At 64.5% G+C, this 11,969-nt stretch carries 11 protein-coding genes; 8 read left to right on the forward strand and 3 right to left on the reverse strand.

The genetic code is table 11. The annotated features are described in order from the left end of the window. Window positions 1-82: 82 nt before the first annotated feature. On the reverse strand, window positions 83-1,279 hold the full coding sequence (locus IVA92_RS25850; protein ID WP_247276937.1) for an acetyl-CoA C-acyltransferase: 1,197 nt from the start codon (window positions 1,277-1,279) through the stop codon (window positions 83-85). Between the two features lie 362 nt (window positions 1,280-1,641). Continuing rightward, the gene (locus tag IVA92_RS25855; protein WP_247276938.1) at window positions 1,642-2,412 is read right to left on the reverse strand and encodes an enoyl-CoA hydratase; all 771 of its coding nucleotides are present in this window, start codon (window positions 2,410-2,412) and stop codon (window positions 1,642-1,644) included. A 152-nt stretch (window positions 2,413-2,564) separates the two neighbouring features. Between IVA92_RS25855 and IVA92_RS25860 the strand changes: the two genes are divergently transcribed. Together IVA92_RS25860 and IVA92_RS25865 are read left to right on the forward strand one after the other, a co-directional pair. Further along, window positions 2,565-3,104, forward strand: coding sequence for a PaaI family thioesterase (locus tag IVA92_RS25860; RefSeq protein ID WP_247276939.1), 540 nt, complete (start codon window positions 2,565-2,567; stop codon window positions 3,102-3,104). Window positions 3,105-3,163: 59 nt separating this feature from the next. Continuing rightward, complete coding sequence (locus tag IVA92_RS25865; protein ID WP_247276940.1) at window positions 3,164-3,790, forward strand: TetR/AcrR family transcriptional regulator; 627 nt, start codon at window positions 3,164-3,166, stop codon at window positions 3,788-3,790. A 163-nt stretch (window positions 3,791-3,953) separates the two neighbouring features. Here IVA92_RS25865 and IVA92_RS25870 read toward each other — a convergent pair whose 3' ends face one another. After that, window positions 3,954-4,862 carry a LysR family transcriptional regulator gene (locus IVA92_RS25870; RefSeq protein WP_247276941.1) on the reverse strand — a complete coding sequence of 303 codons (909 nt, stop codon included), beginning with the start codon at window positions 4,860-4,862 and terminating at the stop codon, window positions 3,954-3,956. A 123-nt stretch (window positions 4,863-4,985) separates the two neighbouring features. Here IVA92_RS25870 and IVA92_RS25875 point away from each other — a divergent pair, with 123 nt between their 5' ends. The 6 genes from IVA92_RS25875 (at window position 4,986) to IVA92_RS25900 (ending at window position 11,955) form a co-directional block, all read left to right on the forward strand. Beyond that, window positions 4,986-6,482 carry a CoA-acylating methylmalonate-semialdehyde dehydrogenase gene (locus IVA92_RS25875; RefSeq protein ID WP_247276942.1) on the forward strand — a complete coding sequence of 499 codons (1,497 nt, stop codon included), beginning with the start codon at window positions 4,986-4,988 and terminating at the stop codon, window positions 6,480-6,482. A 151-nt stretch (window positions 6,483-6,633) separates the two neighbouring features. Then, window positions 6,634-7,779 carry an isobutyryl-CoA dehydrogenase gene (locus IVA92_RS25880; RefSeq protein WP_247276943.1) on the forward strand — a complete coding sequence of 382 codons (1,146 nt, stop codon included), beginning with the start codon at window positions 6,634-6,636 and terminating at the stop codon, window positions 7,777-7,779. Continuing rightward, complete coding sequence (locus tag IVA92_RS25885) at window positions 7,776-8,843, forward strand: enoyl-CoA hydratase/isomerase family protein (RefSeq protein ID WP_247276944.1); 1,068 nt, start codon at window positions 7,776-7,778, stop codon at window positions 8,841-8,843. The genes IVA92_RS25880 and IVA92_RS25885 overlap by 4 nt, the downstream gene beginning before the upstream one ends. A gap of 24 nt (window positions 8,844-8,867) precedes the next feature. Then, window positions 8,868-9,758: a 3-hydroxyisobutyrate dehydrogenase gene (mmsB, locus tag IVA92_RS25890; RefSeq protein ID WP_247276945.1), complete on the forward strand. Its 891-nt coding sequence runs from the start codon at window positions 8,868-8,870 to the stop codon at window positions 9,756-9,758. Beyond that, a complete protein-coding gene (locus IVA92_RS25895; protein WP_247276946.1) occupies window positions 9,758-11,479 on the forward strand; it encodes an AMP-binding protein in 1,722 nt (573 codons plus the stop codon). The genes mmsB and IVA92_RS25895 overlap by 1 nt, the downstream gene beginning before the upstream one ends. Continuing rightward, on the forward strand, window positions 11,476-11,955 hold the full coding sequence (locus IVA92_RS25900; protein ID WP_247276947.1) for a MaoC family dehydratase: 480 nt from the start codon (window positions 11,476-11,478) through the stop codon (window positions 11,953-11,955). Before IVA92_RS25895 ends, IVA92_RS25900 begins: the two co-directional genes overlap by 4 nt. The last annotated feature ends 14 nt before the right edge of the window (window positions 11,956-11,969 follow it).

Here is an 11,969-nt window from a genome sequence, read left to right on the forward strand (position 1 = left end):
AGAGACCGGCGTCAGTTCGAGGATGGCACGGACGGCTTCTGTCGCAAATGACAGAGTTCCCTCGTTTTCAGACTTTCTTGCGTCAGTGCCCCAGCCGCTCTACCGCAATCGCCGTGGCCTCGCCGCCGCCGATGCAGAGCGCCGCGACGCCGCGCTTGAGGTTCTGCGCCTCCAGCGCATGAAGCAGCGTCACGATCAGCCGCGCGCCGGTCGCGCCGATGGGATGGCCAAGCGCGCAGGCGCCGCCATTGGTGTTGAGCTTGTCGCGGGGAATGCCGAGATCGCGCTGCGCCGCCATCGCAACGACGGCGAAGGCCTCATTGATCTCGAACAGATCGACATCGCTTGCGCTCCAACCGACCTTGTCGAGCAGCTTGCGGATCGCCGGGATCGGCGCCGTGGTGAACCATTGCGGCTCCTGGCTGTGGGTGGCATGGCCCTTGATCTCGGCCAGAACCGGCAGGCCGCTCCGATCGGCGAGCGAGCGCTTGGTCAGCACGAGCGCGGCAGCGCCGTCGGCGTTCGCGGAGGAGGCCGCCGGCGTGATGGTACCGTTGGCGCGGAACGCCGGCTTCAAGCCGGGGATTTTGGCGGGATCGACCTTCAGCGGATGCTCGTCGTTGGCGATGACGCGGGGACCCGCTTTCTCGGTGAGCGTGACCGGCGCGATCTCGGCCTTGAACGCGCCGCCTTCGACCGCCTTGCGCGCGCGACTGAGTGTCTCCATCGCATAGGCGTCCTGGTCCTTGCGCGTGAACTGATAGGCTTCCGCAGTCGCCTCGCCGAAATCGCCCATGGAGCGGCCGGTCTCGTAGGCGTCCTCCAGCCCGTCCATCATCATGTGGTCGATGATGCGGTCATGGCCGGCGCGGTAGCCGCCGCGCGCCTTGGCCAAAAGATACGGCGCGTTGCTCATGCTCTCCATGCCGCCGGAGACGACGATCTCGGCCGAGCCGGCGCGGATGATGTCGTGCGCCAGCATGGTCGCCTTCATGCCGGAGCCGCAGACCTTGTTGACGGTGGTCGCACCCGTGGCGTCGGGGAGACCTGCTGCACGCGCGGCCTGGCGCGCCGGAGCCTGGCCCTGACCGGCTGGCAGCACGCAGCCCATGAACACCTCGTCGACCTTCTCAGGCGCGAGTTTTGCGCGCTCCAACGCCGCGCCGATTACGTGCGATCCGAGCTTGTGCGCGGGGAGCGGCGACAATTCGCCCATGAAGCGGCCGAGCGGGGTGCGGGCGGCGGAGACGATGACGACGGGATCGGCAGCTTCGGCCATGACGAACTCCCTGCGGGGATAAGTAAGATTATGCTCATCATATGATGCGGCGCAAAAAATGCAACCGCGCCAGGGATGAGAAAATGTCGTCGTTCGGATGAGATTTAGTCGTTCGATTCGAGGAGGTGCTTCTTCGAGGCACATTGTCATCACCCGCGAAGGCGGGTGATCCAGTATTCCAGAGGCCGTCGTGGGATACGGAGAAGCCGCGGCGTCCTGGATGCCCGGTCCCGGCTCCGCCAAGGCTACGCCGGGCCGTCAGGGTGCTCGGCCGCCGAAGCTTTAGCGAAGGCGGCAAGCCGGGGCATGACACGTTTGGCGTGGCGGCGACTTACTAATCAGAGACGATTGCGGCGACAGCCCTATCGCTTCCGGTTCACGAACGCCTGCATCAGCCGCGTCGGCTCGTCCGTCAGGAACGACTCGCCGAACACCTTGACACTGAGATTGACCGACTCCGTCAGCGGCAATTCCTCCCATTGCCGCAGCAGCGCCTTTTGCGATCGCAGCGCCTCGGGGCCGCATGCGAGCAACGCCTGCACGACGCGCTCGACCTCGGCATCCAGCCCGCCTTGCGGCGCAACCTTGTCGACCAATCCCCACGCGAGCGCCGTCGGCGCGTCGATGTTCTCCGCCGTCATCACCAGCCAGCGCGCGCGGGCCCAGCCGACCAGGCGCGGCAGCAGCGCGGCATGAATCACCGAGGGGATGCCGACGCGCACCTCCGGCATGCCGAAATGCGCATCATGGGCGGCGATGCGGAAGTCGCAGGCGGCGGCAACCTCGAGGCCGCCGCCGAGGCACCAGCCGGGCATGCGCGCGATCACGGGAGCCGGGAAGGCGCGCACCGCCTCGCAGAGATCGCGCAGGCGGCTGATGAAGGCTTCGGCCGATCTTTGGTCGAGTTTCGCCATCTCCTTGATGTCCGCGCCGCCGATCATGCTCTTTTCGCTCTCGCCGCGCAGCACCACGACGCGGATTGCGTGGTCGGTGGCAAGCCGCTGCAAGCCTTCGCGCATGGCGTCGGTCACGGGCGAGCCGAGGATGTTGAGCGGGCCGGCGTTGCAGATCGCGACATGGACGACGCCGCGCGCATCACGCGTCACGCCGCAATGGTGGTTGAGCATTTCCATGTGGCATCTCGAGGTTTGGTGGACAGGCGCAGGGCGCACCGGGTCGAGGTCACTTCCGGGCCGAAACGCCCGGCTTGTCAAGCGGGCGGTGGGCGGAGTTGCCAGGGCGAAGTCCGCCACATAGTATGATGTAAATCATACAAGAGGCGGTCATGACCCAATCCGACCATCTTGACCTGTTTTCGCCCGACCAGCGGCGCGAGCGCGTGGTGGATTGGCAGATGCCTGCACCGGTTGCGAAGGTGGCGATGGGTCTGTCGGGCGTGGACGCCATGCTGGGCATTCGTGACGGCCGCCTGCCGCCGCCGCCCTTCGCAAAACTCATCGGCTTCACCATGGCCGTGGTTGAGCCGGGCCGGATCGTCATGGAACTGGAGCCGCGTGAAGATCTCGAAAATACTGTCGGCCTCTTGCACGGCGCAACCGCTGCGGCGCTGCTGGATACAGCCATGGGGTGCGCGATCTCGACCCGGCTGGAGGCCGGGCAGGGCTCCGTGACCCTCGATCTGAAGCTGACCTTCCTGCGTCCGCTCTCGGTCCGTTCAGGCCTGATCTCGGCCGAAGGCAAGGTGATCAAGCTGGGGCGCCAGACCAGCTACGCTGAAGGTTTCGTTCGTGACGGCAAGGGCGCGCTGGCGGTGCATGCAACCGCAACCTTTTCCATGATCGGCAACAATCTAACTGCGATTTAATGCGCCGTTCGCGACGTTCGCGTGTTATGAGATGATTTCCGACATTCAATGAGATCCGCATGCGCTATTCCCGGGAACACAAGCAGGAAACCCACGACCGCATCGTGAAGAAGGCCTCGGTGCGACTGCGCGAAAAAGGTGCCCACGGCATCGGCGTCGCCGATCTCATGAAGGAGGCAGGCCTGACCCACGGCGGCTTCTACGCGCATTTCGATTCCCGCGAGGCGCTGGTGATCGAGTCCTTCGCCTACGCCATGGATCGCTCGATGGAGCATTGGCGCAAGCTCACGAGCGAGGCTGCGCCGGAGAAGCGTTTGGCACTGATCGCGGATAGCTATCTCTGCGCGCTGCATCGCGACAATCCAGGCCATGGCTGCTCGATCCCCTCACTCGGCGCCGAGATCGCCCGCGAGAGCCCGAAGACGCGGAAGGCGTTTGCCGGCAAGCTCGACGAGATGATCGAGATGATGACCGATTATATCCCGAACATGCCGCGCAAGGCCGCACGAAAACAGGCGATTGCGACGCTCGCCACGATGGCCGGCACCATGCTGCTGGCGCGCATCGCCGGCTCGAGCGAATTGTCCGACGAGGTGCTGAAGGCGGGCCGGGACAGCGCGCTTGAGGGCGCGCGGCGTGAGCCGAAGGCCGCGGCCGCGAAGAAGGCGCGCGAGAAGCAGAACTAGTGCCAGCTACACCCCCTCGGGACCTCATCCTGAGGAGACCGCCAACCGGTCGTCTCGAAGGATGGCCGCGGGTGAGATACGGGCCTGCATGGTTCGAGACGGCGCTTCGCGCCTCCTCACCATGAGGAGCTGGCAGTTGTGCTTCGGACCCGACTAATCGACGTTACCGCCCCGCAAACAGCGCTCGCTCGCGCTCCACGATCTCGCTGATGTAATCTGCGACGGCCCTGATCCGCGCGAGGTCCTTGCTGTCGGCGTGCATCAACATCCAGAACGTCCGCGTGATCGAGATTTCTTCGGGCAGTACGGCTTCGAGCTGCGGGTAGTCGCTTGCCATGAAGTGCGGCAGCACCGCGATTCCGAAGCCTGAGAGCGTTGCATTGAGCTGCGCGATCAGATTGGCGCTGCGGAAACGTGCGGAGATCTTCGGCGACACCTGCGGCAGATAGTCGAGTTCCGGCGTGAACAGCAGCTCTTCGATGTACCCGACGAAACGGTGCTGCGGCAGGTCCTGGCGCGACGTGATCTCTGGGAAACGTTCGAGATAGCCAGGCGCGGCATAGAGCCCGAGGCGGTAGTCGAGGAGCTTGCGGCCGACGATGCGGCCTTCCTTCGGCATGGTCAGGCTGATGGCGATGTCGGCCTCGCGTTTGGAGAGGCTGAACAGCCGAGCGGTGGCCACAAGTTGCAGGTCCAGATCGGGATAACGGTCCGCAAAGGGCGCCAGCCGCGGTGCCAGAAAGGCAGTGCCAAAACCATCGGGCGCGCCGATCCGCACGGTGCCGGTCAGCCGTGCGACCGAGCCGCCGACCTGCTCCTGATTGGCGACGATGGTCGATTCCATCGCTTCCGCACTGTCGGCGACGCGCTGGCCGGCCTCGGTGAGGAGATAGCCGGTCTTGCGCCGGTCAAACAATTTTGCCGAGAGATGCTTCTCCAGCCGGTCGACGCGGCGAATCACCGTGGCATGATCGACCCCGAGCTGTTTTGCCGCAGCCGACACCGAGCCGCCCCGCACGATGGCCAGCACGAAGCGAAAGTCGTCCCAATCGATAGCGCCTTGATCCAGCATTTTCGCACATCTATGGTGCAATATCTCAGACTTGAATCCTATAAAATGCAGGTCGATAGGATTTGTCAAAGCGATCAGGCTCGACTTCCAGCGATCAGGCTCGACTTCCAAGGAGATCATTCCATGCGTTCAATCGGACATTTCATCGGCGGCAAGGAGGTCAAGGGTACCTCGGGCCGCACCGCCGACGTTTTCGAACCGATGACCGGTGACGTCCAGGCCAAGGTCGCGTTGGCGTCCAACGCCGAGGTTCGCGCCGCCGTCGAGAACGCGCGCGCCGCACAGCCGGAGTGGGCCGCGACAAATCCCCAGCGCCGCGGCCGCGTCATGATGAAATTCCTGGAGCTGATCCAGCGCGACTACGACAAGCTCGCCGAGCTGCTCGCGCGCGAGCACGGCAAGACCGTGCCCGACGCCAAGGGCGACATCCAGCGTGGCCTCGAGGTCGTCGAGTTCGCTTGCGGCATCCCGCATTTGATGAAGGGCGAATACACCGAAGGCGCCGGCCCCGGCATCGACATCTATTCGATGCGCCAGCCACTCGGTGTCGTCGCCGGCATAACCCCGTTCAACTTCCCGGCGATGATCCCGATGTGGAAGTTCGCCCCCGCGATCGCCTGCGGCAACGCCTTCATCCTCAAGCCGTCGGAGCGCGATCCCGGCGTGCCGATGAAGCTTGCCCAGTTGATGATCGAGGCCGGCCTGCCCGCTGGCATCCTCAACGTCGTCAACGGCGACAAGGAGGCGGTCGACGCCATCCTCGACGATCCCGACATCAAGGCCGTCGGCTTCGTCGGCTCGACGCCGATCGCGCAGTACATCTATGAGCGTGCCGCGCAAACCGGCAAGCGCTGCCAGTGCTTTGGCGGCGCCAAGAACCACGCGATCGTGATGCCGGATGCGGACATGGACCAGGCCGTCGACGCGCTGATCGGCGCCGGCTACGGTTCGGCCGGCGAGCGCTGCATGGCCGTCTCCGTCGCCGTCCCGGTCGGCAAGTCGACTGCTGACCGCCTGATGGAGAAGCTGATCCCGCGCGTCGAGAGCCTCAAGATCGGCACCTCGATCGATCCCTCGGCCGATTACGGTCCGCTGGTTACGCGCGAGGCGGTCGAGAAGGTCAAGAGCTACATCGACATCGGCATCAAGGAAGGTGCGACGCTCGCCGTCGACGGCCGCGGCTTCAAGATGCAGGGCTACGAGAACGGGTTCTATCTCGGTGGTTCGCTGTTCGACAACGTCACCAAGGACATGCGGATCTACAAGGAAGAGATCTTCGGCCCCGTGCTCTCGGTCGTGCGCGCGCACGACTACAAGGAAGCACTGGCGCTGCCGTCCGATCATGACTATGGCAACGGCGTTGCCATCTTCACCCGCGACGGCGACGCCGCGCGCGACTTCGCGGCTAAGGTCAATGTCGGCATGGTCGGCATCAACGTGCCGATCCCGGTGCCGATCGCCTATTACACCTTCGGCGGCTGGAAGAAGTCGGGCTTCGGCGATCTCAACCAGCACGGCCCGGATTCGGTCCGCTTCTACACCAAGACCAAGACGGTGACCTCGCGCTGGCCGTCCGGCGTCAAGGAAGGTGCGGAGTTCTCGATCCCGCTGATGAAGTAGGGCTGTAGCCCAGTCGTCATTGCGAGGAGCGTAGCGACGAAGCAAATCCAGCGGAGACAGGCTGGATTGCTTCGCGGAGCCTGTCATCGGGCCGCGCTTCCCGCGGACCCGTTGGCTCGCAACGACGGTGGAGCAAAGGGTAGGCGACGTCATGCAGTTCGCTCTGAACGAGGATCAGATCGCAATTCGCGACATGGCGTTGGTGTTCGCGGCGGAGAAGATCGCGCCGCAGGCGCTGCGCTGGGACGAGGAGAAGCATTTCCCCGTCGACGTGATGCGCGAGGCCGCCACGCTCGGCATGGGCGGCATCTACATCCGTGACGACGTCGGCGGCTCCGCCATGACGCGGTTCGATGCGGCGCTGATCTTCGAGGCGCTGGCGACGGGCTGCCCGACCACCTCGGCCTTCATCTCCATCCACAACATGGCGTCCTGGATGATCGATGCCTATGGCAGCGACACCCAGCGCCACACATGGCTGCCAAAACTCTGCACCATGGAGCTGATCGCGAGCTATTGCCTGACCGAGCCGGGCGCCGGCTCGGACGCAGCGGCGCTGCGCACCCGTGCCGTGCGCGACGGCGACCACTACGTGCTCAACGGCCAGAAGCAGTTCATCTCCGGCGCCGGCGGCACCGACCTCCTGGTCGCGATGGTCAGGACCGGTGGCGATGGTCCCGGAGGCATCTCGACCCTCGTCATCGACGGCAAGACGCCGGGCGTCTCGTTCGGCGCCAATGAGCGCAAGATGGGCTGGAACGCGCAGCCGACCCGCGCCGTGATGTTCGAGAATGCCCGCGTGCCGGTCGCCAACCGCCTCAGCGAGGAGGGCGCCGGCTTCAAGATCGCGATGGCCGGCCTCGATGGTGGCCGCCTCAACATCACCGCGTGCTCGCTCGGTGGTGCGCAAATAGCGCTCGAAAAGGCGCGCAGCTACATGAAGGAGCGCAAGGCCTTTGGAAAACGCCTCGACGAGTTCCAGGCATTGCAATTCCGCCTCGCCGACATGGCGATCGAGCTCGAGGCCGCCCGCACCTTTTTGTGGCGCGCAGCCGCGGCGCTGGATCGCAAGGATCCTGATGCCACCATGCTCTGCGCCATGGCGAAACGCTTCGGCACCGACGTCGGCTTCGAGGTCGCCAACCATGCGCTCCAGCTTCACGGCGGCTATGGCTACTTAAGCGAATACGGCATCGAGAAGATCGTGCGCGATCTCCGCGTGCACCAGATCCTCGAAGGCACCAATGAAATCATGCGGCTCATCGTGGCGCGCAAGCTGATCGAGGGCGCACCATGAGTGGCGTGGAAGAGGGCGACCTGATCGCCCGTGTCGAGGGCGCAGTCGGCGTGATCCGCCTCAACCGCCCGAAGGCGCTCAATGCCGTGACGCTGGAGATGTTTCGCGACATCGACAAGGCGCTCGACCGCTTCGAGGCCGATGCGGCCGTCGCTGTGATCCTGCTGGAAGGCGCCGGCGAGCGTGGGCTGTGCGCCGGCGGCGACATCCGCACACTCTGGGAAAGCTCGAAGGTCAACGGTGACCTCGGCAAGATCCTGTGGCGCGAGGAGTACATCCTCAATGCCCGGATCAAGAAGTTCCCAAAGCCGTATGTCGCCTTCATGGACGGCATCGTGATGGGCGGCGGCGTCGGTTTGTCAGCCCATGCCAGCCATCGTGTCGTTACGGATCGCACGAAGCTGGCAATGCCGGAAGTCGGTCTCGGCTTCTTCCCCGATGTCGGCGGCACCTATCTGTTGTCGCATTCGCCGGGCGAGATCGGCACCTATTTCGGGCTGACCGGCCAGACCATGAACGGGCCGGACGCGATCCATGCGAAGTTCGCCGATTGGGTCGTGCCGGCGGTGAAGTTGCCGGAGCTGCGCAACGTCCTGACGAAGCTGCGCCCCGATGCGACTGCGGCCGAGGTCAGCATGATCATCAACAGCTTTGCGACCGGCGAGACAGCAGGACCAGTATCTGCGAAGGAGCCGATCATCGACCCGCTGTTCGGCTTCGACCGCATGGAAGATATTGTTGCGGCGCTCAAGCGCGACGGCTCAGAGTTTGCGCTCGCCACGTTGAAGACGCTCGGCGAAAAATCGCCACGCGGCATGGTGGTGACGCTGAAGCTCTTGCGGCTCGCACGCATGGCGTCCAGCCTGGAAGAGTGTCTCGTGCGCGAATATCGCGCCGCCCTGGAGGTATTTCGCAGCGACGATTTCCGCGAGGGCGTGCGCGCCGCCGTGATCGACAAGGACCGCAATCCGACCTGGTCGCCGCCGCGGATCGAGGATGTGACGCCGCAGATGCTGGCACCATATTTCGCCGAAATCGGCGCCGACGAGCTGAAGTTCAACTAGAATATTGAAGCGGAGGAAACGACAATGGCCACGGTCGCATTCATCGGTCTCGGCAATATGGGCGGCCCCATGGCCGCCAATCTGGTCAAGGCCGGCCATAAGGTGGTCGCGTTTGATCTCGTCGAGGCCTCGCGCAACCAGGCCAAGGCCGACGGCGCAGGTATTGCCGACAGCGCAGCGGGCGCGGTGAAAGGCGCGGACGTGGTCGTCACCATGTTGCCGGCCGGCAAGCACGTGCTCTCCGTCTGGAACGAGGTCGTTCCCGCGATGGCCAAGGGCACGCTGATCATCGATAGCTCGACCATCGACGTCGAGAGCGCAAGGCAGGCGCATGCGCTCGCCGCCAAGCACGGCGTGCTCTCCGTCGACGCGCCGGTCTCCGGCGGCACGGGCGGCGCCAAGGGTGCCACGCTGACCTTCATGTGCGGCGGTGAGGAGAGTGCGTTTGCGGCGGCCAAGCCCGTGCTGGAGAATATGGGCAAGAAGATCGTCCATTGCGGCGGCGCCGGCGCCGGCCAAGCCGCGAAGATCTGCAATAACATGATCCTCGGTATTTCCATGATTGCGGTGAGCGAGGCATTTGCACTGGCTGAGAAGCTCGGGCTCTCGCATCAGGCGCTGTTCGACGTCGCCTCGACCTCGTCGGGTCAGTGCTGGTCGCTGACGACCTATTGTCCGGTGCCGGGCCCGGTGCCGACCTCGCCAGCCAACAACGACTACAAGCCGGGCTTTGCCTCGGCGCTGATGGTGAAGGATCTGACGCTGGCGCAGGACGCGGCGAAGGCGGCAGGTGCGGTGACGCCGCTCGGCAAGCATGCGCAGGAGATCTATCAGTCCTTCGACGCCGCCGGGCAGGGCGGGGTGGATTTTTCCGGAATTATCAAGCACGTTAGGGCGCTGGCCGGGAACACTTGATGACGACATTTCAGGAAGCGCGCGCGTTTCTGCTCAAGCACCGCACGGATTTCGACGCAGCGGTCAAAGGCTTCCGCTGGCCCGATCCGGCTCCCTTCAATTGGGCGCTCGACTGGTTCGACGCCGAGCTGGCGGCGAATGCGGACAGCAAGGACCGTCCGGCGCTCTGGATCGTCGATGCCGCGCAGGATCGGCAGACCAAGCTCTCCTTCGCGGCGCTCTCAAAGCGTTCCAACCAGGTCGCGAACTTCCTTCGCGCGCAGGGCTTGAAGCGCGGCGACCACCTTTTGCTGCTGCTCGGCAATGTGGTTCCGCTCTGGGAGACGATGCTGGCGGCGATGAAGCTCGGCGTCGTCGTGATTCCCGCGACCACGTTGCTCACCGCCGACGAGCTGCGCGACCGGCTCGATCGCGGCAAGGCGAAGGCGGTGATTGCTGCCGAGGATCAGGTCGCGAAATTCGCAAGCCTCGGTGCCGAGAGTATCGTCCGCATCGTGGTCGGCGCGGCCTCCAGCGGCTGGCTGGCCTATGACGAGGCGGCGCACGCTTCGGAGAGTTTTGCGCCTGACGGTCCGACCAATGCCGACGACCCGATGCTGCTCTATTTCACCTCGGGCACGACCGCAAAACCAAAACTGGTGCGGCACAGTCAGCGCAGTTATCCGGTCGGCCATCTCTCGACTATGTATTGGATCGGGCTGCAGCCCGGCGACGTCCATCTCAACATCTCGTCGCCCGGCTGGGCCAAGCACGCCTGGAGCTGCTTTTTCGCGCCGTGGAATGCGGGCGCCACCGTGTTCGTGGTCAACCAGCCGCGCTTCGACGCAAAAAGCCTGCTCGCCACCATCGGCCGCTGTGGCGTCACTACGTTATGCGCGCCGCCGACGGTATGGCGGCTGTTCATCCAGGAGAACCTTGCCTCCTTCAAGGTGTCGCTTCGCGAGGTCTGCGGCGCCGGCGAGCCGCTCAATCCTGAAGTGATCGACAAGGTGCAGGCGGCCTGGGGCCTCACCATCCGCGACGGCTACGGTCAGACTGAAACGACGGCACTCGCTGGCAATTCGCCGGGCCAGCCAATCAAGGTCGGATCGATGGGCCGTCCGCTGCCGGGCTATCGCGTGCAGATCAGCGATGCCGACGGCAACCCGGCGAAGGAGGGCGAGGTGACGCTGGTGCTCGGCGTGAACCGTCCCGCCGGATTGATGCAGGGCTATCAGAGTGATGACGGCAAGCTCTCCGGTGCGGAAGGCGAGCTCTATCGCAGCGGCGACGTCGTGTTCGCGGACGAGGACGGGTATCTCACCTTCGTCGGCCGCTCCGACGACGTGTTCAAATCGTCCGACTACCGCATCAGCCCGTTCGAACTGGAGAGCGTGCTCCTGGAGCACGAGCTCGTCGCCGAGGCCGCCGTGGTGCCGAGCCCCGATCCGATCCGGCTCGCGATTCCCAAGGCCTTCGTGTTGCTGACGTCGGGCGCAGAGCGCTCGCCGGAAACCGCGCTCTCGATTTTCAAGCACCTGCACGCGCGCCTTGCGCCGTTCAAGCGTATCCGCCGTCTCGAAATCGTCACCGAGCTGCCGAAGACCATTTCTGGAAAAATCCGTCGCGTGCACCTACGGCGGCTGGAGCGCGATGACGACCGCAACGATCCCCTGCGTGGCCGCGAATTCCGCGAGGAGGATTTTCCGGAGCTGGCAAAAACACGGAGTGAACCTAAGTGAACGAAGCCTGGAAGAAGCCGCCGATTACGCTGGACGCCTATCAGGCCATGGTCGGCAAAGAGATCGGCGTGTCGTCTTGGCACCTGATCGACCAGCCCCGCATCGACGCCTATGCCGACGTGATCGAGGATCACCAGTTTATCCATGTCGACCCGGAGCGCGCCAAGAAGGAAACCGCGTTCGGCACCACCATCGCACACGGCTTCCTGACGATGTCGCTGATGTCGTTCATGTCGTATGAGGTGATGCCTGTGATCGCGGGCACCACGATGGGCGTGAATTACGGGTTCGACAAGCTCCGCTTCATCTCGCCGGTGCGCTCGGGCAAGCGCGTCCGCGGTCGCTTCATGCTGACGGAGGCCAAGCTGCGCAAGGCAGGCGAATTGCAATCCCGCACCAACGTGACCGTGGAGATCGAAGGCGAGGACAAGCCCGCGCTGGTCGCGAATTGGCTCGGGTTGATCTATTTCGCCTGACCCCGCCCGTCGTT

The sequence above is a fragment of the Bradyrhizobium sp. 154 genome, assembly GCF_023073875.1.
Taxonomy (GTDB): domain Bacteria; phylum Pseudomonadota; class Alphaproteobacteria; order Rhizobiales; family Xanthobacteraceae; genus Bradyrhizobium.